Here is a 23273-nt window from a genome sequence, read left to right as displayed (position 1 = left end):
CTTATTTTAAACCGTAATACGCTAAGATAGGATTTTGTATGGATTCAAACACTTTTTCCCGCAAAACAGGCAAATCTTCCATCGTCAAACCCTTTGTCTCAAATGGTGGATGAATCTCCACATGTAATGTGCCTGGACGCATTAGCAACGACTTTTCATCCATAATATAGTGGTTATTATGAAAACTCATGGGTACAATAGGCACCTGTTGTTGAATCGCCATAATAAAAGCCCCATCCTTCAAAGGATTACCCATATAAGGCAATTGCTTAAACACAATTCCTCCCTCCGGAAAAATGACAATACTCCGTCCTGATTGTAATGCACGGATAGATCTACTCAAAGAACTCGCTCGGCTATTCTTATCATTTCGATCCACCAAAATATTCAAACGCGCATAAAGGTAGCCAAACAAGGGGATCTTCTTCATCGCATTCTTTCCTACAAAAGAGAAATAGTTCCGAATGACCACAACAACTACCGCAATATCCATATACGAAAAATGATTCGAACAGAAAACATACGTCTGATTAGGATCTAGTTTAACATGATGTGTGATCTTCACTCGTATCCCCGAAAAAAGAAAAAAGAGTTGACCCCAGAGCCTGACAAGCCGATGAGCAACTCTTTTCCAAGATCGTCTCTGTAAAAACACAAAAATGACAGGATACAAAACTAAGAATACAATCACAAAGCAGGATACTGCCCAGAAAGTATATAGCCCTTTTAAACTAGATGAAAGCAAAGAATTTTTGTTTTTCATAATTTAAACAAGGCCCCTAAATCTAGGATTTAGTCTACTATTCCTAATTGAACTGTATTTGATTTCAAGTCTTGATTTGCAGGAACCGATAAAGTCGTTACGAAGATATCGCCTTTAGCCAATAAATTATCTTGCTTTAATTTATCCACCATGGCTGCAACAGTTTTCTCTGCATTACCCGTTCCCGGATCGTAAAAGAAAACACGCGCTCCCCATAATAGACCCATGGTCGACATCAATTCTTTATTCGAAGTAAAGACGAATAAATCAGCCTTAGGACGGTGTGCTGATAAACGGAAGGCCGTATAACCAGAGTTTGTAATACATAAAATTGCCTTTGCTTTAGAATCACGTGCTAAACGACAAGCGCCTGCAATTAAGCGATTCTGCATAGGTACATTTTCAGACAATGACGTCCCTAATGAGTGATTCTTAAAGTAAATCGCTGCCTCATTTCCTTGTATAATTTCAATCTCATTTTGCTGTTGCTCTACCACTTCGTGAATGTGAGCCATGGTCTCCACTGCTTTTATAGGATAAGCACCAGAGGCTGTTTCTCCACTTAACATCGTAGCTGACGCTCCTTGCAATACGGCATTGGCTACGTCAGACGTTTCAGCACGCGTAGGAACTGGATTCGTAATCATTGATTCTAACATTTGAGTAGCGACGATGACTGGTTTCCCAGCAGCTGTACACTTCTCTACCATTACTTTTTGTAAGTAAGGCACAACCGCTCCATCCATTTCCACACCTAGATCACCACGAGCTACCATGATGGCATCTGTTGCCGCAATAATCTCATCTAAATTATCTATCGCCTCTGGCTTTTCGATCTTCGCGATGACACGCGTATTCTTGCCGTAAGCTTTAATTTTCTCTTTAATATCACAGATATCACTTGCTTTACGAACGAAAGAAAGTGCGATCCAGTCCACACCATTGTCTAAACCAAAGTATAAATCTGCCTCATCCTTAGGCGTTAAGCAAGGCAAAGACACTTTCGTTCCTGGCAAGTTAATTCCTTTCTTAGACTTCAAAATACCACCGTAGATTACCTGCGTAACTACTTCTTTCTTCACTTTATCAACTGAAAGTACTTTTACTTCTAAATTACCATCGTCCATCAAAATGCGCTCACCCGGATTTACATCTAAATACATCGACGTATAGGTAGTACCTACTTTTTCTGATGTACCTAGTAGGTTTTCATCCATCGCAAAGATTAACTGTTGTCCCGCTACTAAAGGAACTCCATTATTCTCCACTAATTGCGTACGAATTTTCGGTCCTTGTAAATCTTGAAGAATAGTTAAATTCAAGCCCATCTCTTCTGAGATGGAACGAATCAATTTTAAACGCTCTAAATGATCCTCATGGGTACCATGGGAAAAGTTTAAACGGAAGACGTTAACACCTGCCTTAGCTAATTGAATTAATGCTTCTCTTGATTCTGATGTGGGACCTACTGTGGCTACAATTTTTGTCTTGCGTTGATACGACATATGTTGGATAAGATTCTTTTGACACTGCAAGTTACATCTATTACACAAAAAAAACCACCCAAAGGTGGTTTAAATTGTATTAAAATAAGATTTGGGGCTTAATTCTCCCACATTTCAGCTTCTTTATCTTGCAGCTGTTGCTCCAGTTTTTGTGATCTCTTCAATGCATCTTTACCGTCACCGAATTGATCAGAAATGTCTTTGTTAGCTGCATTTCCTTTTTTGATAATTCGAGCGCTAAAAAAGCGTAAATCAAATGCGTCAGCCATATTGCGGTGTTGCATTTCATTCGTAGAATTAAACCAAACGCAGTTCGGATTATTCTTAAAGAACTTATAAACGTCCTTGAAACGGAAAGAAGCTACGATATCTTCTAATCCTGCATCAGACTCAGACGCAGGAATTTTCAAGGTGATAGCCTGAATATCAAAATACAAACGAGAACGCTTGCGATCGATAATCGCATCTTCTTTAATTTCCAATATGGATAATTGCTTAGGAATATAATAATCTACTCCTGCTACGATAGGACCTTTGTCAAAATCATCTGCTGCCGCTTTCTCTGCTTTAGATGTATCTGTTTTCTTACTACCACCCCATCCATCATCAGCACCACCGCCAGTGGTCGTTGCAGCTGGCTTCGCGTCACCACCAAAACCTGCGGCAATTTCCTCAGCGGTTAAACCGCCATTATCTAATTTACCTTTGATCTTCAAACGATCTATGAACTGCTCTGAACTTAACTTCGTATTCAAGGAGTCATTTGAATAAGGAATTAACAATCCTGCTTTTACGCCATCAATTAAGAACTTAGAGATTTGATTATTCTCTGCAAAAAATGGTTGATTGATTTTCTCATTCAAATCCATTCTACGCCAAATTTGAGCTCGGTATTGAATATCCGCCTCATCAATCGGGTGAGCCGAATTAGGATTAGGATTAAGGGTTGATTCCTGAGCTATAGCAGCTGCGGAAATCAAACTAAAACCTAGCAATAAAATATGCTTCAAATTCATATATATACGATTAATTCAATGGAATTACTTTGACAAACGAAAATGGAATCGTCTCTACAGTTCCTTTGAAATTCTTACGTTGTACCCCTTTAACTTCAATCCGGTAACGATCCCCTGCTTTTGCTTGACCTGCTAATGTAGCAATCGATCCTCCACCAGGCAAAGTAATGGATGCCACACGCTTTGTTCCACGGGCAAGTGCCACTTCGATTTCAGAAACACGGTAATTCGCATCTTCAGGATTCGTTGCACCAAATGATTCATCGGCAATCGCCTTCGCATTTACAAAACGTAAACCAGCTGAACTCTCTCCACTCTTATCATTTAATTCTGCACCACTACTTCCTACAATCTTAATATCAGGTCTAGGTACGCGACGCACTCTAAAAGTTTCTTTACCTAATAAAGTTCCCCCATTATTCACATTTAAGGTAACTGTCGATGAAGAGGGTACGATTGTTACTTTGCCTTTATTAGCACCCGCAATAGCCTCACCACCTTCTGCAGTAAAGCTTGGGTTCCAAAGTGCTCCTAAACCAGCACTCGCTACACTTAGACGATTTGCGCAGCCTAAATAAAGCGCAGGTAATGTACCTGTCTCAATATTATAAGTAGGCTTTAAAACAAAATATTCTTTCGTAATTGATTCCGTCTTAGGACCCTCAGGGCTCATATAGGAAACAGAGGCTACATAGGTTTTCTTGGATAAGCCATTTGCATCATATCCTCCACCAGATGTCTTGAATTTAATTTGCCCACGTCCATCTACAACTTGAAGATTCCCTCCATTTAGACTCATGCGAGGGGTGAAACCGCTAGAAGTAGCTGCGATAAACACTTCGGCTTGATACTCCATGCCAGCGACAACAGTATTAGCATTAGCCGAAACTTGCGCAAATACTTTGTCAAACTTAATCTCCTTCGCACCTACTTTTCCTGCTAATTGATTCAATACTTCCGCTTCATAGCGGCGAATTTCTGATTGCTTTTGCGATAAGGTCGCTAATGCAGCCGCTACAGGCGTAGTTTCAAAATTCAATTCAGCAAAATCTTTGTTCGATTGATTCGCGTCTCTGCTAGTTAAAGGATCATCCTTACCATCAAGAGCTAAAGAAGGGAATTTCGTGCCTGGATCTGCCGCTAATAATAAGTCTTTTGTATACTTATCAAACATAGGAAGTAACTTATAAGCCTCCCCTTGTTTAGCACCACCTACCATTAATTCATAGACTTTCTCTTCTTCTTTCGGGTTCTTAATATTTCCGGTCTCCGCATCAATCCCTCCACCTGCTTCTAATACTTTTCCTTTAACATTCTCAATGTGACTCACTAACGCATCGGTAATTCGTCTAACATCATTCGCTTTTTTCAATACATCCGCGTAGGCTGCCGGATTAGGAAGGTCCTTAATTCGGGACTCAATTCCTTGCACCATACCTTTACTTTTATTCAGAGATGATTGATTTGCCTGTTCTAAACTACTATTTAATAGAGCAAATTTTTGTAATAAAGCATCACTAACCTGCAACGCGAGCAAGGCCGTTAATACTAAATACATCATCCCGATCATTTTCTGCCGGGGGGTTTCTTTTAAACTTGCCATAATTAGCCTTTCATAGCTGTTAACATACTACCGTAAACTTGGTTCAAAGACTGAATATTAGCATTTAACTTAGCTAATTCTGCCTTGAATAATTCCGCATCTTTTTGAGTACCTGCAATGTGTTCTACACTTGTATTTACATTACTATAGAAGCCATTAATTGCTTTCATGTGCTTGCTAGCCTCTTGAATTTCAGCTTCGTAAACTGAATTCAATTTCTCTAATGAAGCCCCTGCTTTCGCATAGTTTTGGGTATACTTAGCCGCTTCAGACGAAGAGGCCGTGATAGTAGCTAATGATTGAGTTGCCTCTGAAACAGATTTGTTTAAGCCACCTAAAGATTCTGATGATGAATTCAATGATTTGACAAAATCTTGAGTCGCTCCTGTTGCTTTAGAAATCTCTGATAAGCTATTCGCTGTATCAGTTAATGATTTTAAACTCTTAGTCAAATGGGCCACCGCGTCTGCATCTAAACCTGGAACATCGCCTGTGTGACGAGCTGCGGCTGGACGAGGAGCTTCACCTGCTAATTCTGGATATACTTTCTCCCAATCATATTGCTTATCCGGAACTGACTTTAAATAAAGCACACCAAACAAAATAAAGATAATGGCTTCTGTAAACATACCCACCATCAACATCTCATTCGCACCTGTCCAGTGTAAAATTTTAAATAGTGCTCCTACAATTACGACTGCCGCACCAAAACTAGCAACTACATTAATCGACTTTTCCATTTTGTTGATTCTTAATAATAGATTTATTTAACTTATCTGGATGCAGGACGTCCTAAATAACGCATCACGCATCTAAATCCTACATAGGATCTTTTATTTTTCTCATATTCAAAGGTACGTGTACCAGTCTCTAAATAGTATCCAATGTCTTTCCAAGATCCACCACGCACCACTTTACGTGGATTATTGGCATCTCGGTTAATTGAGTTTAAATCCCAAGTCACTGCAGAGGCATTTTCTTCAAACGCATCCTCACACCATTCGGCCACATTTCCAGCCATGTTGTATAGACCATAATCATTTGCACTATAAGCATTAGCTGGAGCCGTATACTCGTATCCATCGGCATCGTAATTACCCCGATGTGGCTTGAAATTCGCTAATAAACAGCCTTTCGCATTAGACAAATAAGGATTACCCCACGGATATTTTGCTGAAGCACGACCACCACGAGCAGCCCACTCCCATTCAGATTCCGTAGGTAAAGTAAAACGAGGTAAGGACGCTAAACCTTGCGTCTTGCGGTAGCTATTCATTAATTTAGAACGCCAATCACAGAAATACTTCGCAGCCGACCAATTAACACCAACTACAGGGTACATATCAAAGGCAGGACTAGAATAATAATTTTCCGTCATCGGATCTCCATAGGTAAAGTCGCGCGTTTGATAACCAGGCATTTTAAGATCTTCTGCCCAACGAGTCGTATCAGGGTAATAATCTGACATTATTTTTGTCTCCCCTAAAACAGATAAAGAATCACGCAAAATGGTTTCCACAAATTGACGGTATTCGTAATTTGTTATCTCCGTGTCATCCATAAAGAAGGCAGAAACGGTTACTCTACGGGGAAAGTTTATGGCAGAACGAGATGGATCCTCATCACCTTGGCCCATTAAGTAACTACCAGAAGGAACTAAAACCATGCCAAATGGTGTGGGCTGAGACCAACCTTTCCGATTCACTGCAACGATTTCACCATTAAACACACCAGGAACTGCTGACGCAGGCTTAAAGAATAGACCTTTCAGTCCTTTAGACTTTGTAGACTTAGTTGATTTAGCAGAACTAAGTGTTTTACCACCTGTATTGCTTTTAGAACCGCAACTTGTGACAGCTAGAGTTAACACAACTAATGAAAACAACCAAACTAACTTCTTATTCAGATTATGAAAATTCATATACCTTTTTAAATTTCTGTTTTTCAAACGTTTAGGCAGTAAATAATATTGCCTCTAATCAAAAATAAACTCCTCACAGAATCAACAAATTCCTCAAATTTAAAGGAATATTCTAACAATCGAATAGGTTTTAACATAATTTTATACCTACCATTATAAAATTCTAAACCTAGGCGTTCGAATGGGAGCCGCCTTTTGTTTTATACTTCTTTCTGGAATTCGAAATCTTAAGAATATCTCATGAGACAACGGCTTCTTATTCAATGCATTAGAAGTTGTAATATCCATTGAATAACCGATATCTAACTTATTTTGAAGAATCGATACCCCTAATAAACCCATGGCCGCATCCCCATTTCGATAGGCTGCACCTGCATAAATAAGTTTATTATAATACACTCTTGCACCTCCTTCAGGGACTATTTGCCCAGAATAATACCGAACAAGCGCATAAGGCAAGACATCAAAATAATCACTCAAAGGAATTTCTGTACTTCCATGTATAGCAAAAACACGTTCCAGTGGCATTGCAGCCGTTCCTCCATTAAAGTCAAATGTAGGCGATGTTATATGGTCAGCCGTAATACCAACTTGCCAATTATCTGTTGAATAAACAGCACCTAGTCCTAAGTCAGGTTGCGTTTGACTAACAGGAGACCCTGAGACTAAGTTTACCAAAGGATCATTCGGGTCTCTTACCCGAAATGCGCGCCCGTCAAACGATTTTGTCTGCAATCCCACAGAAAAACCAAAAGACCACAAGCCATTTCCTTTATTTAAATGGTAGGCCCCCTGAATTTGAAATGATTGCTGCGTAACTCCGGAGGGTGTCTTATCTGAATAAAACTGTAAACCTATGCCACCTTTAGGAGTAATCCCAAATGATCCCGCAATCCAGGTGGTTCCCAATGTCCCAGATCCATCAGTAGATGTAGTATAGCCTGACCATTGATCCCTCACTTGAAGGGCCACGTAATTATTTGATTTCCAACCAGAAAAGGCTGGATTTACACTATTCGAATTAGCTGAAAAAATACTAAACTGGGGACTTTGCTGAGCTAACGTTCTTGCGCTGTTTAATAGCAGAAAAATCCCGAAAATAAGGGAAAAGTACAGCTTGTTTAGGCGAGTCATTTTAAACGTCATTCGTTGGATGAAAAATAGGTAGGCTAAAATAATAAAAAAGCCTCAATCGATGAGGCTTTTTTATTATTTATTTACTTGCTTGATGTAATGTTCTAGCGCTCCTGTCATGGATGGAGCGTTAGGCATGGGTGCCTGAATGTCTACAACCAGTCCGGCGTCGACTACTGCTTGCGCTGTGGTAGGACCAAATGCCGCTAAACGGGTATTGTTTTGCTTAAAGTCTGGGAAATTATGAAACAAGGACGTAATTCCTGATGGGCTAAAGAAAGCAATGACATCATAGAAAACTTCTTCTAAATCAGACAAATCTGCTGAAACCGTTTCATACATAACAGCCTCCGTTAATTGGAAATCGTTTGTTCCCATGTAATCGGGAAGGTCTTTTTGGCGCTTATTAGAACAAGGAAATAAGAATTTCTCCGTCTTGTGCTTTTTAATAATTTCCAAAAGATCTAAAGCCGTTTTCGTTCCTGTAAATACCTTACGCTTACGGATAACGATATATTTCTGTAAATAATTAGCCGTTTGCTCCGTGATACAGAAATATTTCATGTCTGTAGGCACCTCAATCTTCGCTTCCTTACAAATACGGAAGAAATGATCGATAGCATGACGGCTAGTAAAGATGATAGCAGTATGTTGAAGAATCTCTATTTTTTGCTTTCTAAAATCTTTAAAAGCAATTCCTTGTACTTCGATAAAAGGCCTAAAATCCACTTTTACGCTGTACTTTTTTTCAATATCAAAGTAAGGCGATTTAGCATCTGCAGGAGCAGACTGAGTAACAAGAATACTCTTTACCTTCTTTAAACGATCTTTTTCTTCAGAAGCTGTTTTACTCATAATCAGTTCATTAGGGCCAAAATGATGCTAGCTTTTTTATTCAAAGTGCAAATATACGACAATTTTTTACAGAAATTATTCTATACTAGATGTTAGCGGTAAAAATTAATTCCTTGATTCCAAACAAGATAATCTGCCCTTCGATGATCAGTAGGTAGATAAAGAGAAACAAGCGCGGAAAAGAGAAACTCCTTTGAAAGGATTGAAAAAAATAGAAAAAACGGAAAATAAAATAAAAGTCCACTATATAAATAACGGAACTAAAATCGATCAGTGTGGATGGGCCCACATAGACAGCATAGAAACAAAGAATGGCGAACAATAATGAAAAAAACTGCAAATTCGTCTGCAGAGATTTGAAATAATGCACATTCGCTAAACCCTTCAGCTTGAATAAATCCGTAAATAAATAATAGACGAAAAAGCGCGAAATAAATAATAAAAACGAGAGACCTAGTTTGGAGAAAATAAACAGAACACTAGGCCAAATCGTGACAAAATTATCGACATTACTAAAGAACTCGTCTTTTTGAGATGTTTTAAAACCCGTCAAATAGGCTAAACAAGAGGTTACCAAACTAAGGGTAAACAAGACCAAAATATTAGGCAATGCAAATGGCCGCCTCATCCAAACCTCGTCTTTTACCTCCCAGCGCATCCAATCTGAATAGCGATAAAAGGACGTAAATACGCGCGGATATGCTGCAAAAAGCAGGCCTAAGCAGGCCATAATCGAGACCAAACTTAAGAGAAAGAAATTAGAAAATGGGGCACTTGATCGAATGTCCAGTAAGAAGAAGTCCGCCTTTTCTTTCGCAACCACCACCTCATTTCGTTCTAGATAAAAATCTCCAGGTAATCCTTGTAAATCCTCTAAATAAACTGTTAAGATGAATTTATCGTCTCGATTAAGACTATCTAAAGAGATTCTAAAGACCTCCCCTTTCTTCAATGCCCTGAACAAGGTTCCTTGCAGAAATAGGTGGTAGTTTTCTTTCGGGTAAATGGCTAGAGAGGCTTTGGGGAAATCATCCGGATGAATTTCTAGCGACTTCGACTGATAAGAATAGTGCTTAGATGAGACATAAGGCAAGAAACTTTTCCAATCTTCTTGGTAAACTAACCAATCTCGATCAAAGGAATAGACCTTTTTCCAGGCAGCTTGGCTGGATCCTGCTAGCAACAATAAAGTACATAAAAAAAATCTGCTCATCGTTTTCCTCCAGGGAATTAAATGAGCAGATTTAAATAGGAAAGGAATCATTCCTTGAGATTAATTCAAATTATTTAGCAGATAATGCTTTAACCATCGTATCACCAATATCAGCTGGAGAGTAAACCACGTGGATTCCACACTCTTGCATGATCTTCATTTTAGCTTCTGCTGTGTCGTCAGCACCACCGATGATCGCGCCTGCGTGACCCATGCGACGTCCTTTCGGAGCTGTTTGGCCAGCAATAAAACCAACGACTGGTTTGCGATTACCATCTGCTTTAATCCAACGAGCCGCTTCCGCTTCCATACCGCCACCGATCTCACCGATCATCACGATACCTTCTGTTTCTGGGTCGTTCATTAATAATTCAACCGCTTCTTTCGTAGTTGTTCCGATGATAGGATCACCACCGATACCGATAGCTGTTGTTTGGCCTAAACCTGCTTTCGTTAATTGATCTACAGCTTCATAGGTTAAGGTTCCTGATTTAGAAACGATACCTATGCGACCTTTTTTAAAGATAAAGCCTGGCATAATACCTACTTTACACTCCTCAGCTGTCATAACTCCTGGACAGTTTGGCCCGATTAAACGGGTGTCGTAATTCGAGATATATTCTTTCGCCACGATCATATCCTTCGTCGGAATCCCTTCCGTGATACAAATAATGACTTTAATTCCTGCTTCAGCTGCTTCCATAATCGCATCCGCTGCAAATGCGGGTGGAACGAAAATGATCGATGTATCTGCTCCGGTAGAAGCAACTGCATCTGCTACTGTATTAAAAATAGGGCGATCTAAATGCGTAGCGCCGCCTTTTCCTGGTGTAACTCCCCCTACCACTTGGGTTCCGTAAGCAATCATTTGTTCGGCGTGAAATGATCCCTCAGTACCTGTGAAACCTTGAACGATAATTTTTGAATTCTTATTTACTAAAACACTCATTTTGTAGGGGTTATAAAAACGTAGGCGAAAATTTTCCCAAAGGTACAAAATATTGATAAAATTTATCAAAAACCTGATTGTTACACGAAATAAAAATGTGAACAATTTTTTTTGCGTAAATTCGAACTTTGATGCCTTTCTTATGTTGAAGCACCTACATATCCAAAACTACTCTCTAATCGAACAGCTCGACCTGCATTTAACAGGTGGACTGACGGTTATTACGGGAGAAACGGGTGCAGGTAAATCCATTTTATTAGGTGCCATTTCTTTATTATTAGGCCAAAGAGCGGACAGCAAAAGCCTTTTCGATACCTCCAAAAAATGCATCATTGAAGGACAGTTTTCCCTCGCTTCTTACCCGCATTTACAAGCCGTGTTTGAAGAAGAAGAAATCGATTTCGATGAACCCTGCCTCATCCGACGGGAAATCAATCCGCAAGGCAAATCGCGCAGTTTCGTCAATGACACACCCGTTACTCTTGAATCGCTAAAACGAATCGGAAACGAATTAGTAGACATACATTCCCAACAGGACACGTGGTGGATGTCGCATCCCGATTTTACGCTGGATATGATCGATGCATATGCGCAGAATGATGGATTGAAAAAAGGGTATTTCTCCGCTTTCAGCAATTGGCAAGTTTCAGTTTCGTCTTTACGTGACTTAGAGTCCGCCTCTTCGAAAGGATCCCAAGAAATGGATTTCATCCAATTTCAATTCGATGAATTGAGCAGAGCTCAATTAAAAGAGGGGGAATTTGAGTCACTAGATACAGCCGTACAAAAGCTCCAAAATGCCGAACAGATTCAGGAGAAATTAGCCATTTTAGCTGAAGCATTAAGTGTTTCTGAAGTTTCTGCCTTACAGCAAAGTCGCATCGCCTTGCAGCAAGCTACTTCTTTAAGTAAATGGGGAGAGAATTTTGCGGATTGGAAAACTCGGATCGAATCCATTTGGATTGAATTAAAAGACCTAGGGGCAGAAGTCGAAGGCGAGGCTGACGATTTCATTTATGACCCACTTGAATTAGAACAAAAACAGAAGCGATTAGACAGTCTAAATCGCTTATTACAAAAATACCAAGCGACCCATGTCTCGGAATTGATTGAATTAGTTGCGTCTCTCGATGTACGCCTTTCTCAATATTCGTCCATGGACACTGTTTTAGCAGAGGCTAAGGCGCTCGTGAATGCAGATTTTAAACTGGCCTCAGAGGCTGCTTTGGCATTATCTTCGTCTCGTTCATCCGTAGTAGAAGCGATATCTTCTGCCTTAGTGATTTCCTTGCAGTCCTTAGGGATTCCTAATGCAAATTTAGCTTGGGATCACCAGCAGAAAGAGCTTTCTTCTAACGGTTCTGATAAAATCCAATTATTGTTTTCTGCGAACAAAGGTTTAGCGCCTAAACCGTTTAAACAGATTGCCTCAGGTGGTGAAATGAGCAGATTAATGCTTTCGATAAAACATCTTTTGGCAAAAAAACGCGTACTACCTACCCTTATTTTAGATGAAATAGATACGGGGGTTTCTGGTGAAATTGCCATTAAAATGGGACAAATGTTGAGTCAAATGGGTAATGGGCATCAAATTGTTGCTATCACACACCTTCCTCAAATCGCGGCGGCTGGATCGAAACATTGGTACGTTTATAAAGATCACGCAGGAACGAAAACAGTTTCTAATCTTCGGGAGTTACAACAAGAGGAAAGAGTAGAAGAAATCGCGAAAATGATCGGTGGCACACAAGGCTATAAAGATTTGTTAGCGAATGTTCGAAATTTAATCCAATCAAACGAATGAGAAAGTATATCGTTTTGAGTTTACTGGTTTTCGGCTGCTCCCAAGCGGAAGAAAAATTGAGCCAAGAATTAAAAAGCACTGTATTAGGATTGCACGATGATTTAATGGGGAAAACGGAACAAATTGTATCCTTAAAATCGAAGCTTGATAGCATGTCTACAGAGGCTGATTCCGTTCAAGTTAAGCAACTCATCAGTGCACTGGAAAAGGCAGATAATTCGATGATGAACTGGATGCACCAATTTTCGATCGATAGCTTGGACAAAATGGAGGTAAATTCAAAGCTTATTTATCTCAAGAAACAATACAAACAATTAACTGATCTTCAGAAACTGACAGATTCTACCCTGCATGCGGCACAAACTTATAAGCCTTAGTCTTTTTCTTGCTGTTTTTGCCATGTCTTGTTCTCAGGATAAAAAACTACCCTTTCTAGGCCCTAAGACTGTTAGTGCGTCTGGAGACACCGTCTACCATCAAATCCCTGCCTTTAATTTTTTAAACCAGGATTCCGTTATTATAAGTGAAAAAGACGTGGCCGGAAAAGTATATGTCGCCGACTTCTTCTTTACAACCTGTCCTACCATTTGCCCTAAAATGAAAACGCAAATGCTCCGTATTTATGAGAGATACAAGGAACGTGACGATGTGCGCCTTCTTTCGCACAGCATCGATCCTGATTTCGATACGCCGTCTGTTTTAAAGGATTATGCAGCCCGACTTCACGTGACTTCACCTAAATGGAATCTATTAACGGGGGATAAAGCAAAAATTTATCAATTAGGCCAAAAAAGTTATATGGTCTCCGCCCAAGAAGATTCTGCCGAAGCCGGCGGATTTGTGCACAGCGGTGCCTTTATTTTAGTCGATAAAAATAGATATGTTCGTGGCATTTATGATGGCACAGTGGAAGCTGAGGTTAATCATTTGCTGGAGGATATGGAAGTGCTTTTAAAGGAATAAAAATGCCTTCGGTATTGTTAACAGATTAGAGATAATAGAGTAGAGAGTAAGCCAATCTCTTATCTATACTCTCCTCTCTCCAATCTTAAAAAAAAATATGAAAAAATACATCCCCATCGCGATCATCGCTTTTTTCTTTTTCTCTTGCTCCAGCAAGGAAGAAATACTTCAACAACAATATGCTGTAGAAGGGATGGCATTGTATAAAACTCATTGCGAAAATTGCCACCAAGCAGATGGTTCAGGATTGCGGGATCTATATCCCTCGATTAATAAAAGCAAAATAAGTCCGGAGGCTTTAACCTGTTTAATGCGAAATGGTAAAAAAGTAAATGGTTATATGCCAGCTAATGCTAAATTACAAGGATTGGACCTAGCTGAATTAGTCACTTATATGCGGGATAAATGGGGCGAAAATAAGCAAATCTATCCGATAGATAGCGTTCAAATAGCACTAAAGAATTGTAACTAATTCGTAGGTAAACCATCCACAACTACCACCGAATTACGAACTTGGCGCAAGGAGTAACTGGAGAAATCCTGAGCCGCATCGAGGCCTACCCCATTCACTAATTCAGTTCGCGTTCGAAGTTGCACGGCCTTGTCTGTGAAAATTCGTTTCTCCACTGGTAGCCAATTAAATTCATCGGTTTTTAAAGTTTCCTCCTTTTCGATGTTGTGAATGACCACATGGCCCATGAGTTTGTAGGTATTTTTTTGGCGATAAAAATGAGCTGAATCACCGCGAATTTCAGTGGTGATTTTACCGGATTTGTCATAAAACCAAAGCTTCATTTCCTTCGGATAAATCCGATCCTCCGAGGCTAAAGTCAACTGCTGCTCGGTCACCATTCTAACTACCTTCTTAGCTGAATCAGAATAAATCATATCTATTCCAAAAAGTTCTGATTTAGGTCCTATGTAGCTAGCCTTCGAATCGGCTTCTTTTTCACTACAAGAAAAGAAAGTGCTAATAATCAAGAGCAAAAAGAGTAAGCTCGAATTGCGCATGAGAGAAAATTAGTTGATTTTCTGCTTTTGGAACCAAAGATCACTAAAGGTAATACCTAGAGTCAACCGGTGGTATTGCTCCTCTAACCCATTATCCGTAATTACCCCACGGCGTCCCACTTGATAAGCAACATTAAAGACAGAAAGGTTACGAAGCGGAAATGCAATTCCAAAACTCAAATGCTTATCCACCGCATAATTTCCGTTTCCTAAGAAATCATAAGGGGTCTTTTCATAAGAAGCGCCTAATCGGTAGGTTGTTCTTTTAAAGTAATTCGATAACGACTCAACATCTGGAGTGAATTCACCCCCAATAGAAACTTTGTGTGAAGCAGGTAGTGAAGCTGATCTGCCTAGATTATTAGCTACTTTACTCCAATCTGTATAGGTATAATCAACCCCTACCATCCATTTAGCAGCCTTTTCTAAGCTTACACCAAAATGTTTAGCTACAGGTATTTGTTGAACAAAAGCGGAGGAATTTTTCAAAGTATCCGCATTGATTACGGTTAGACCAGATAAATCCATGGTCGCGAAACGCTTTACTTGATTTGCATTCAGGGTAGAATTCAAATCCAGGGTTGCTCCTAAATTCAAAAACAAATCAGGTTTTAAGTTTGCTCTGTAAGCAAATCCCGCCTTAAATTGAAAATCAGAATAGGAGGTTAAATCTTCTAATTGTACTTTATAATATTGTCCATCAGACATATTTTGGGTAGCTACATTACGGTTCACTTGTCCGAATAAGTAATCCATTTGTAAGCCTACATAAAACTCTTTATAAACTCGAACCCCATTAGAGATGGAAACCTTGCTAACACCGCCACTTCCTTTATAGCTATAAATCAAGCTATCCACACCTAATAAATTCAGGCGACGATAAGATCTCGTTTCATATTCCACCGCAGAATGTGGGCGAATCCCTACTGACATTGTCCAGCGACTTGTTACTGGTAAGGTTAAATTTAAAGACTGGTAATTACCACCAAATACTTTCTGTTGTTGACGGTAATCTTGTAAGGTTTTGTATTCCGTATTCACCCCTACTTCGAGATTGGTCCACCGATTGCGTGCCAATAAAGCTGGATTCACCATATTGGTATAAATACCATTTGAATTAGAAACGCCTATTCCACCCATCATCATTTGGGTTGCATTTTCGCTGCCTTGAATCTCTCCCATCCCTAGATAAGAGTAGGGTGAATTCAAGATAGTTTGAGCCCACACAGCTGGGGCCATCGATAACAATAATACGATTAAAAGAGATCGAAGCGTTTTCGAAAGGGTTGTAGGCTTATTCAAAGAAATGAAATTCATAAAATTAAAATCTTCCCTTTTGGGAATACAAGTGTGTAAAGGTCGTAATTTTATTTCACATTCGACTAAGTTATTAGCTATATTTGGGTTCAAAATGAATGACAAAATGATTGAAGATTTAAAAAATGGGATCTACTTAGATAATTCGGCCTGGGATTTGATCCTTTTCGGCGGAATTATTTTAATCGGGTTTATATTAAGACGCTTTTTCTCTAATTCATTTTCTAAAATCGTTTATCGCTTTATTCCGGATGAATCCATCTCCATTCAAGATTGTGTTCAGCTCATTCGCAAGCCCTTTGAATTATTAATATTCTGGATTTTCTTATTTTTTGCGGTTAAAAACCTACATGTACCATCGGCCTGGAATATGGAGCCTATTGGCCAATCAGGCTTACTCTATTTTATTAAAAAAGCATTTGAATCAGCGGTTATTTTTACGGTCACTTGGGTCATTATTCGATTAATGAAAGTAGTCATATTAGTTGCTCAAGAAAAATGGAACGGGGCCGACCAAAAATCGAAACAACAATTTATTCCCTTCCTGAACGACCTATCTATGGTCTTTATTATCACGGCAGCAGGATTTGTTTTTCTAGGTCGTGTATTTGAAGTAGATGTAGTTGCACTAATCACGGGACTAGGAATTGGAGGTTTAGCTCTTGCTTTAGCCGCTCGTGAAACCCTAGAGAACCTTTTTGCCTCCTTTACCATTTTCCTAGACCTACCATTCGTAGTCGGCGATACTATTCAAATAGGATCTGTTAGCGGAGATATTGAAAAAATTGGATTTAGAAGCACTCGAATCAGAGGTGCAGATGGGAATTTAATAGTAGTGCCTAATCGCCTCCTAACATCTCAATCACTCGAAAATATGAGTGAACGTAACTATAGAAGAGCCAAATACACCATTCAATGTGAGCTAAATACAAAACCAGCTCAAATTGAAGCTTCCATCGCAGCGATTGAAGCTTTCATTCTAGAAGATTCTCTATGTAAGAAAAAAGCGCCAAAAGTAATCTTCGAAGGCTTTGGAGCCTATTCGATCGATATATCCATTACGTATTTCGTCCAAACAAAGGACTTTGCTAAGTTCCAAGCGACGAAGCAATCCATTAATCTGGGGATACTGAAGGTGCTGGAGAAGGAGAAGATTGTGATGGCGAGGAGCTAGCTCGCGGCCTGCGGCCGCGAGAGAGTGGAGTAGTCCGAAGTCCGGAGGGAATTAGTCCGGAGGAAGATTAGAGAGAGGAGAGTATAGATTATAGCATAAAGCATAAAGATGGCATAAAAAAAAGGGAACAGTTGTTCCCTTTTTTTTATCGTATGAAATGTGAATGAGTCTGAAGAAAACATTTCTAAAGTTCATCCCCTGCGGGGATTCCGACTTTATTCTTTGTGCTTTATGCTCTATGCTTTAAAATAGATTTAACCGACAAGTTCCTTAAGATCTGCATCATGAATCATCTTCCTGTCATCCGCCATCAACAAGAAGCGCGTGTAGATCTTATCTAATTCAGGTTTTTCGAAATCAAATCCGAGTAATGTTAAGCGGTGGCGCAAAGCGGCACGGCCGGAACGAGAGGTTAATAGAATCGCTGATGAGGAAACTCCAACGTCTTCCGGATTCATGATCTCATAGTTTTGGGCATGCTTCAAGAAACCATCTTGGTGGATTCCAGATGAGTGAGCAAATGCGTTAGCTCCTACTACAGCTTTGTTTGGCTGAACGTGCATTCCCATCAAATTCGAAACTAGGGTACTGGTAGGGTATAAGTATTTTGGCTTGATGCCCGTCGTAAATCCTAAATCTTTGTGGACATTTAAGATCATAGCTATTTCTTCCAAAGACGTATTTCCAGCGCGCTCCCCTATTCCATTAATCGTCACTTCGACTTGTCGGGCACCAGCTTGAATACCAGCGATGGTGTTCGCCGTAGCTAAGCCTAAATCATTGTGGTTATGCATCGAAATCGTAGCCTGGTGAATGTTATCTACATTTTCATATAAATACTTGACGCGCTCATGCATGACATGAGGCAATAAATAACCTGTCGTATCTGGAAGGTTAACGACTGTAGCACCGGCCTTGATGACTTCACACGTTAATTGTGCTAGGAAAGCTAAATCAGCACGACCCGCATCTTCGGCGAAGAACTCGACGTCTTCGACGAAGGATTTGGCATATTTAACAGCCCAAACTCCACGCTCAATGATTTCTTCGCGCGTCGAATTAAATTTATGCTTGATATGTACGTCTGAAGAACCAATTCCTGTATGAATACGTGGTTTTCGAGCCGTTTTTAAAGCGGCGACTGCTGCATCGATATCTTCTTTTTTGGCCCGAGTCAAGGCACAAATTGTAGGCTCTTTGACTGCGTCACAAATGGCTTGAACCGAAGCAAAATCACCTGGTGATGAAATGGGAAAACCAGCTTCAATGATGTCCACCCCAAGCAACTCGAGTTGTAAAGCAACTTCTACTTTTTCTTCTCGGTTTAATTGACAGCCAGGTACTTGCTCGCCGTCGCGTAAGGTGGTATCAAAAATTTGAATTCGGTTACTCATCTGTTTTTAGGTGTTTTATTTCGTTGTGAAATTACATCTATTTGAGTTTACGAACAAGCAAAGACCAAAGAGCAAAGAGCAAAGTTCAGATTAAAAATCTTAAATTTTAGTAAAATAAGATTATTTAACTATCATTAATCTAATATTAACCTATAATAAAGATAATTAATCTAAAATAGAAAACTTCGTCAGAATATAAAATTTTGCACTTTTTTAAGAAGAGGCGAGTAATTTAATCTCAGGAAAGCGTTTGGGGTCAAAATTTCCACCCGATATGACACAAACTACGGTTTTGCCTTTGATTTCCTCCGCCATTTCAGCGAGTCCGGCTACACTTAAAGCACCGGCTGGTTCGACGATCATGCTTTTGAGAGCATAAAGGTCCAACATGGTTTGGCATAAGTTCTTCTTCGAAACTGTTAGCATGCGGGACAAGCCTTTCTGACAAATAGCAAAGGTCTTTAGGCCCACCTGCTTTACAGAAGCGCCGTCGACAAAGCGATCAATCTCAGGCAAAATCACCACCCCCGATGCCGCTAAACTTTGCTACATCGATGGTGCACCCGCCGGCTCCACACCGATTAAAGTAGTAACAGAAGGTAAAACTAACGTAGCACCAGCCGCTAAACCGCCTCCACCAATGGCTAAAAAGAGATAATCAGGTGCCTCCGGCAAAGCCTGCAAAATCTCTAAAGTCACCGTGGCTTGGCCCGCGATAATATCATAATCGTCAAATGGCGGAATATAGATGGCGCCATTGGTTTCGCAAAATTTTCGAGAGGCAGCAAAAGCCTCGTCATAATTCTCTCCCAAAAGGTAAATACGCACTTTTTCCTTGCCAAAAAACCGAACCGCCTCCACCTTTTGCAGTGGGGTAGATTTTGGCATAAAAATATGGGCTTGTATTCCGAGTAAAGCACAGGCTAAAGCAACTCCTTGTGCATGGTTTCCAGCAGATGCGGCCACCACCCCTTTCGATCTAAGTTCCGAGGGGATGTTCGAAATTTTGTGGTAGGCACCCCTAATTTTATAGGAGCGAACGACCTACAAATCTTAGCGCTTAAGATAGATTTTAGCCCCATAGCGCGCAGAAAGTGAAGCAGAATATTCTAAAGGAGTCTCTGAAATCACTCCTTTTAGCTGTTCCACTACTTGTTTTATTTCTGTGACGCTAGGAACGTGTTTTAGTTTGTTGAATTCCATGCATCCCAAAATTAACAAAAAAAGGGTAGACACATCACGTATCTACCCTTTTTCAATCCTAAAAGGAAATTTAGTTATTCTCTGGACGCAAGCTACGTACCGCAGCACCTGCTCTCCACATTTCCATATCTGCCATTTCTTTCAATTCAGCATCTAATTTCACGCGGTAATCCAGTTGAGAATTCAATGTAATAGAACGCTCTGCTTCAGCTTGCGTTTTCACTGAATTATATAATTTCTCGAATACGGGCTTCGTCGCATCACGGAATGGCTTCCACCAATCCAATGCACCACGTTGCGCTGTAGTAGAGCAGTTTGCATACATCCAGTCCATTCCGTTCTCCGCCACTAATGGCATTAACGATTGCGTTAATTCCTCCACTGTTTCGTTGAATGCCTCTGATGGCGAGTGTCCGTTCGCGCGCAAAACATCGTATTGTGCAGCGAAAATACCTTGGATAGCTCCCATTAATGTTCCACGCTCACCAGTTAAGTCAGACGTTACTTCTTTGTAGAAATCAGTTTCAAATAAATAGCCTGATCCTACACCGATCGCCATGGCAATACATTTCTCACGCGCTTTACCGGTTGCATCTTGGTAAATAGCGAACGATGAGTTCAAACCTTTACCTGCTACGAATAAACGACGTAATGAAGTACCTGAACCTTTAGGTGCAGCTAAGAATACGTCTACATCTGCTGGAGGAATAATTCCTGTCTTCTCTTTGTAGGTAATACCGAATCCATGAGAGAAATAAAGTGACTTACCAGCTGTTAAATATTTCTTCACTGTAGGCCATAACTCGATTTGAGCGGCATCCGAAAGTAAGTAACAGATGATGGTTCCTTTTTCCAAAGCTTCTTCGATTTCAAATAAAGTTACACCTGGAACCCAACCGTCAGCGACAGCTTTGTCATAAGTTTTACCTTTACGTTGTCCTACGATTACATTCAGACCATTGTCTTTCATGTTTAACGCTTGTCCTGGACCTTGTACGCCATATCCGATCACTGCGATCGTTTGATCTGCTAATACTTGTCTAGCTTTCTCTAATGGAAACTCTTCTCTTGTTACGATGTCTTCAACAACTCCACCGAAATTAATCTTTGCCATTTTGTTTTATTTTAATTTATATTCTTTTTTCGATTATACAATTTCCCAAATGCCTTCTTCCGGCAAGAACTCCACTAAGCCTTTCTCCGTTTTACCTACGGCAACGCGACCCGACTTAACATACTCTAAAATCTCCCACTTCTTCAAAAAGGTATAAAACTCTTGAATATCCGCTTCTGATCCATTTTTTTCAACCACGACATAATCCAAACCAAAATGCACAATCTTCGCATTCCAATCCAAATTAATCGTCTTCACATCCACCGGCACACCGCCTAGAGGAGTTGCTATCTTAAATAAGGCGATTTCGTTAAACACGATTTCGTCATCTAGGTAACCAAAGACTGCGAGAACATCGGTTACTTTACGGATTTGGCGAACTAATTTCTCTACAAATTCCCGATTTTCGTGTTTAATCACAATCGTAAAACGTGATACGCCTCTACGCTCTGTCTCTGAAACCGTCAAACTCTCGATATTTACCCGGCGACGCGTGAAAATAATCGTGATGCGATTCAATAGACCGACCGTATTAGTCGTAAAAACAGAAATAGTGTAATTCGTTAACATAATTATTCCAGCCTAATACTTGTTACACAGCCACCAGCAGGTACCATGGGGAATACATTTTCCTCTTTTTCGCAAATAATTTCTAACAGATAAGGCTTATCTGAATTCAATAAAGTATCGATAGAATTACTTAAGTCTGCCCGATCAGATACCGTATGGCCTGCAATGCCAAAACCTTTTGCAATGGTGATAAAATCAGGATTCTGAAGTTCTACGAACGAATAACGATTCGCAAAGAAGAGCTGCTGCCATTGGCGAACCATTCCTAAGAAGTTATTATTCAAGATGATTATTTTCACTGGCAAACCGCTTTGCGCGATGGTGCCTAGTTCTTGTAAGGTCATTTGGAAACCACCGTCACCGATGACCGCCACTACTTCGCGTTCTGGGACCGCCACCTTTGCTCCAAAAGCAGCAGGTAGGGCAAAGCCCATTGTTCCAGCGCCACCGGAAGTAACAATCGAATTGCGTTTTTTGAAACGATAATAGCGATTAGTAATCATTTGGTGCTGACCTACGTCAGTCACAACGACAGCTTCGCCTTTCGTTTTAACAGACAAAAGATTAACGGCCTCACCCATCTTGATCTTATCCCCTTCGTGGAATAAGTCTTTCTTCGTGATTTTCTCGTACTCTTCGTCGTCGTATTTTTTAAACTCCGCTCTCCATTCGCTGTGATTCGCTTTATTCACTAAAGGCAAAAGAGCCCGAAGTGCTGCCTTCGCATCGCCTACAACGGGAGCATCCGCTTTCACATTTTTATCTACTTCACTTGGGTCGATTTCAATGTGAACTACTTTTGCTTGCTTCGCATAGGTACTTAAATCACCCGTAATCCGGTCATCGAAACGCATTCCGATGGCAATTAAAACGTCGCAAGAATTCGTTAAAACATTAGCACCATAATTACCGTGCATACCTGGCCAACCCACATATAACGGATGATCCGCATCCATAGAAGACATACCTAATAAGGTGGTAGCCACAGGAATACCTGTTTTGTCTACGAAATCATTTAATTCTTTTTCCGCACCTGCAATTATAATACCGTGACCGGCTAAGATATAAGGACGTTTTGCTCCATTAATTAATTTCGCTGCAGCCTCCACGTGCTCTGCCTTAGGCTCTACACGAGGTTTGTAGGAAATAATCGACTTACAAGGAATATATTCGAACGGTTTGGTCATCAAATCCGTTTGAGCCGTGCGCGTAATATCAATTAAAACGGGGCCAGGACGACCTGTTTCCGCGATGTAGAAGGCTTTCGCCATGATCTCTGGGATCTCATCTGCATCCACTACTTGGTAGTTCCACTTCGTTACCGGCATGGAAATACCGATTAGATCGCACTCCTGAAAGGCATCTGTTCCTAATAAATTGGCTTTCACCTGACCTACAATACACACCATAGGAGTTGAATCCAACATCGCATCAGCGATAGGTGTAATCAAGTTCGTGGCACCAGGACCGGAGGTCACCAGACAAACGCCCGCCTTGTTTAACATACGTGCATAGCCTTGCGCTGCATGACCTGCCCCTTGTTCGTGGCGAACTAAAATGTGTTTTAAGCGATCTTGGTAATCGTATAAGGCATCATAGGTAGGCATAATTGCACCACCTGGATAGCCAAAAATAGTATCCACCCCCTGCTCTACCAGTGATTGCATAATAGCTTGTGCCCCTGACAAAAATTTCTTTTGGTCAGGTTGATTCGCTGCTTCGGTCTGAGTTTGGGTTTGTCCCATGGTTTTAAAAACTAGTCAG

Annotated in this window: 22 protein-coding genes and 1 pseudogene; 5 read left to right on the top strand and 18 right to left on the bottom strand. The window is 40.3% G+C overall.

Annotated elements, in window-relative coordinates; genetic code table 11:
- Position 1: 1 nt before the first annotated feature.
- The 10 genes from ACST13_RS00220 to sucD all read right to left on the bottom strand — a co-directional run bounded on the left by ACST13_RS00220 (position 2) and on the right by sucD (position 10959).
- Positions 2 to 565 carry a lysophospholipid acyltransferase family protein gene (locus ACST13_RS00220; RefSeq protein WP_459521207.1) on the bottom strand — a complete coding sequence of 188 codons (564 nt, stop codon included), beginning with the start codon at positions 563 to 565 and terminating at the stop codon, positions 2 to 4.
- Positions 566 to 792: 227 nt separating this feature from the next.
- The gene (gene pyk / locus ACST13_RS00215) at positions 793 to 2268 is read right to left on the bottom strand and encodes a pyruvate kinase (RefSeq protein WP_459521206.1); all 1476 of its coding nucleotides are present in this window, start codon (positions 2266 to 2268) and stop codon (positions 793 to 795) included.
- Between the two features lie 98 nt (positions 2269 to 2366).
- On the bottom strand, positions 2367 to 3284 hold the full coding sequence (locus tag ACST13_RS00210; RefSeq protein ID WP_459521205.1) for a gliding motility protein GldN: 918 nt from the start codon (positions 3282 to 3284) through the stop codon (positions 2367 to 2369).
- A gap of 10 nt (positions 3285 to 3294) precedes the next feature.
- The gene (gene porM, locus ACST13_RS00205; RefSeq protein WP_459521204.1) at positions 3295 to 4887 is read right to left on the bottom strand and encodes a type IX secretion system motor protein PorM/GldM; all 1593 of its coding nucleotides are present in this window, start codon (positions 4885 to 4887) and stop codon (positions 3295 to 3297) included.
- Positions 4888 to 4889: 2 nt separating this feature from the next.
- Complete coding sequence (gene porL, locus ACST13_RS00200; protein WP_459521203.1) at positions 4890 to 5627, bottom strand: type IX secretion system motor protein PorL/GldL; 738 nt, start codon at positions 5625 to 5627, stop codon at positions 4890 to 4892.
- Positions 5628 to 5659: 32 nt separating this feature from the next.
- Positions 5660 to 6808 carry a T9SS ring complex lipoprotein PorK/GldK gene (porK, locus tag ACST13_RS00195; RefSeq protein ID WP_459521202.1) on the bottom strand — a complete coding sequence of 383 codons (1149 nt, stop codon included), beginning with the start codon at positions 6806 to 6808 and terminating at the stop codon, positions 5660 to 5662.
- A gap of 153 nt (positions 6809 to 6961) precedes the next feature.
- Entirely contained in the window at positions 6962 to 7954 is a 993-nt protein-coding gene (locus ACST13_RS00190) for a PorP/SprF family type IX secretion system membrane protein (protein ID WP_459521201.1), read from the bottom strand.
- A gap of 63 nt (positions 7955 to 8017) precedes the next feature.
- Positions 8018 to 8797: a uroporphyrinogen-III synthase gene (locus tag ACST13_RS00185; protein ID WP_459521200.1), complete on the bottom strand. Its 780-nt coding sequence runs from the start codon at positions 8795 to 8797 to the stop codon at positions 8018 to 8020.
- An 85-nt stretch (positions 8798 to 8882) separates the two neighbouring features.
- Positions 8883 to 10010 (bottom strand): hypothetical protein, encoded by a 1128-nt coding sequence (locus ACST13_RS00180; RefSeq protein ID WP_459521199.1) that lies wholly within the window; start codon positions 10008 to 10010, stop codon positions 8883 to 8885.
- 70 nt (positions 10011 to 10080) lie between these two features.
- Positions 10081 to 10959, bottom strand: coding sequence for a succinate--CoA ligase subunit alpha (sucD, locus tag ACST13_RS00175; RefSeq protein ID WP_459521198.1), 879 nt, complete (start codon positions 10957 to 10959; stop codon positions 10081 to 10083).
- 142 nt (positions 10960 to 11101) lie between these two features.
- On the opposite strand from sucD, the gene recN reads away from it, so the two are divergent.
- From recN to ACST13_RS00155, 4 genes are all read left to right on the top strand, one after another.
- Positions 11102 to 12763, top strand: coding sequence for a DNA repair protein RecN (gene recN, locus ACST13_RS00170; protein ID WP_459521197.1), 1662 nt, complete (start codon positions 11102 to 11104; stop codon positions 12761 to 12763).
- Positions 12760 to 13140: a hypothetical protein gene (locus ACST13_RS00165; protein ID WP_459521196.1), complete on the top strand. Its 381-nt coding sequence runs from the start codon at positions 12760 to 12762 to the stop codon at positions 13138 to 13140. The genes recN and ACST13_RS00165 overlap by 4 nt, the downstream gene beginning before the upstream one ends.
- Positions 13115 to 13726 (top strand): SCO family protein, encoded by a 612-nt coding sequence (locus tag ACST13_RS00160; RefSeq protein WP_459521195.1) that lies wholly within the window; start codon positions 13115 to 13117, stop codon positions 13724 to 13726. Before ACST13_RS00165 ends, ACST13_RS00160 begins: the two co-directional genes overlap by 26 nt.
- Before the next feature lie 97 nt (positions 13727 to 13823).
- Entirely contained in the window at positions 13824 to 14198 is a 375-nt protein-coding gene (locus tag ACST13_RS00155) for a c-type cytochrome (RefSeq protein WP_459521194.1), read from the top strand.
- Here ACST13_RS00155 and lptC read toward each other — a convergent pair.
- A complete protein-coding gene (lptC, locus tag ACST13_RS00150; RefSeq protein WP_459521193.1) occupies positions 14195 to 14737 on the bottom strand; it encodes an LPS export ABC transporter periplasmic protein LptC in 543 nt (180 codons plus the stop codon). The two genes, ACST13_RS00155 and lptC, sit on opposite strands and share 4 nt — an antisense overlap.
- A gap of 9 nt (positions 14738 to 14746) precedes the next feature.
- Entirely contained in the window at positions 14747 to 16054 is a 1308-nt protein-coding gene (locus ACST13_RS00145) for a hypothetical protein (RefSeq protein WP_459521192.1), read from the bottom strand.
- Here ACST13_RS00145 and ACST13_RS00140 point away from each other — a divergent pair.
- The gene (locus ACST13_RS00140) at positions 16044 to 17228 is read left to right on the top strand and encodes a mechanosensitive ion channel family protein (RefSeq protein WP_459521191.1); all 1185 of its coding nucleotides are present in this window, start codon (positions 16044 to 16046) and stop codon (positions 17226 to 17228) included. The two genes, ACST13_RS00145 and ACST13_RS00140, sit on opposite strands and share 11 nt — an antisense overlap.
- A 254-nt stretch (positions 17229 to 17482) precedes the next feature.
- Here ACST13_RS00140 and ACST13_RS00135 read toward each other — a convergent pair whose 3' ends face one another.
- From ACST13_RS00135 to ilvB, 6 genes and pseudogenes are all read right to left on the bottom strand, one after another.
- The gene (locus ACST13_RS00135; RefSeq protein ID WP_459521190.1) at positions 17483 to 18622 is read right to left on the bottom strand and encodes a 2-isopropylmalate synthase; all 1140 of its coding nucleotides are present in this window, start codon (positions 18620 to 18622) and stop codon (positions 17483 to 17485) included.
- A gap of 213 nt (positions 18623 to 18835) precedes the next feature.
- Positions 18836 to 19648: pseudogene (locus tag ACST13_RS00130) on the bottom strand (pyridoxal-phosphate dependent enzyme).
- Between the two features lie 27 nt (positions 19649 to 19675).
- Entirely contained in the window at positions 19676 to 19825 is a 150-nt protein-coding gene (locus ACST13_RS00125) for a hypothetical protein (RefSeq protein ID WP_459521189.1), read from the bottom strand.
- A gap of 70 nt (positions 19826 to 19895) precedes the next feature.
- Complete coding sequence (gene ilvC, locus ACST13_RS00120; RefSeq protein ID WP_459521188.1) at positions 19896 to 20939, bottom strand: ketol-acid reductoisomerase; 1044 nt, start codon at positions 20937 to 20939, stop codon at positions 19896 to 19898.
- Positions 20940 to 20972: 33 nt separating this feature from the next.
- On the bottom strand, positions 20973 to 21509 hold the full coding sequence (gene ilvN, locus ACST13_RS00115; RefSeq protein WP_459521187.1) for an acetolactate synthase small subunit: 537 nt from the start codon (positions 21507 to 21509) through the stop codon (positions 20973 to 20975).
- 2 nt (positions 21510 to 21511) lie between these two features.
- Complete coding sequence (gene ilvB / locus ACST13_RS00110; protein WP_459521186.1) at positions 21512 to 23254, bottom strand: biosynthetic-type acetolactate synthase large subunit; 1743 nt, start codon at positions 23252 to 23254, stop codon at positions 21512 to 21514.
- Positions 23255 to 23273: the final 19 nt, after the last annotated feature.

Source organism: Aquirufa sp. A-Brett2-W8 (genome assembly GCF_054558755.1).
This window is presented reverse-complemented; position numbering and strand designations above follow the sequence as displayed.

Coding starts and splice junctions, on each gene's coding strand:
- pyk (WP_459521206.1), bottom strand. CDS start 2,268: ATGTCGTATCAACGCAAGACAAAAATTGTAGCCACAGTAGGTCCCACA.
- ACST13_RS00210 (WP_459521205.1), bottom strand. CDS start 3,284: ATGAATTTGAAGCATATTTTATTGCTAGGTTTTAGTTTGATTTCCGCA.
- porM (WP_459521204.1), bottom strand. CDS start 4,887: ATGGCAAGTTTAAAAGAAACCCCCCGGCAGAAAATGATCGGGATGATG.
- porL (WP_459521203.1), bottom strand. CDS start 5,627: ATGGAAAAGTCGATTAATGTAGTTGCTAGTTTTGGTGCGGCAGTCGTA.
- porK (WP_459521202.1), bottom strand. CDS start 6,808: ATGAATTTTCATAATCTGAATAAGAAGTTAGTTTGGTTGTTTTCATTA.
- ACST13_RS00190 (WP_459521201.1), bottom strand. CDS start 7,954: ATGACGTTTAAAATGACTCGCCTAAACAAGCTGTACTTTTCCCTTATT.
- ACST13_RS00185 (WP_459521200.1), bottom strand. CDS start 8,797: ATGAGTAAAACAGCTTCTGAAGAAAAAGATCGTTTAAAGAAGGTAAAG.
- ACST13_RS00180 (WP_459521199.1), bottom strand. CDS start 10,010: ATGAGCAGATTTTTTTTATGTACTTTATTGTTGCTAGCAGGATCCAGC.
- sucD (WP_459521198.1), bottom strand. CDS start 10,959: ATGAGTGTTTTAGTAAATAAGAATTCAAAAATTATCGTTCAAGGTTTC.
- recN (WP_459521197.1), top strand. CDS start 11,102: ATGTTGAAGCACCTACATATCCAAAACTACTCTCTAATCGAACAGCTC.
- ACST13_RS00165 (WP_459521196.1), top strand. CDS start 12,760: ATGAGAAAGTATATCGTTTTGAGTTTACTGGTTTTCGGCTGCTCCCAA.
- ACST13_RS00160 (WP_459521195.1), top strand. CDS start 13,115: ATGCGGCACAAACTTATAAGCCTTAGTCTTTTTCTTGCTGTTTTTGCC.
- ACST13_RS00155 (WP_459521194.1), top strand. CDS start 13,824: ATGAAAAAATACATCCCCATCGCGATCATCGCTTTTTTCTTTTTCTCT.
- lptC (WP_459521193.1), bottom strand. CDS start 14,737: ATGCGCAATTCGAGCTTACTCTTTTTGCTCTTGATTATTAGCACTTTC.
- ACST13_RS00140 (WP_459521191.1), top strand. CDS start 16,044: ATGAAATTCATAAAATTAAAATCTTCCCTTTTGGGAATACAAGTGTGT.
- ACST13_RS00145 (WP_459521192.1), bottom strand. CDS start 16,054: ATGAATTTCATTTCTTTGAATAAGCCTACAACCCTTTCGAAAACGCTT.
- ACST13_RS00135 (WP_459521190.1), bottom strand. CDS start 18,622: ATGAGTAACCGAATTCAAATTTTTGATACCACCTTACGCGACGGCGAG.
- ACST13_RS00125 (WP_459521189.1), bottom strand. CDS start 19,825: ATGGAATTCAACAAACTAAAACACGTTCCTAGCGTCACAGAAATAAAA.
- ilvC (WP_459521188.1), bottom strand. CDS start 20,939: ATGGCAAAGATTAATTTCGGTGGAGTTGTTGAAGACATCGTAACAAGA.
- ilvN (WP_459521187.1), bottom strand. CDS start 21,509: ATGTTAACGAATTACACTATTTCTGTTTTTACGACTAATACGGTCGGT.
- ilvB (WP_459521186.1), bottom strand. CDS start 23,254: ATGGGACAAACCCAAACTCAGACCGAAGCAGCGAATCAACCTGACCAA.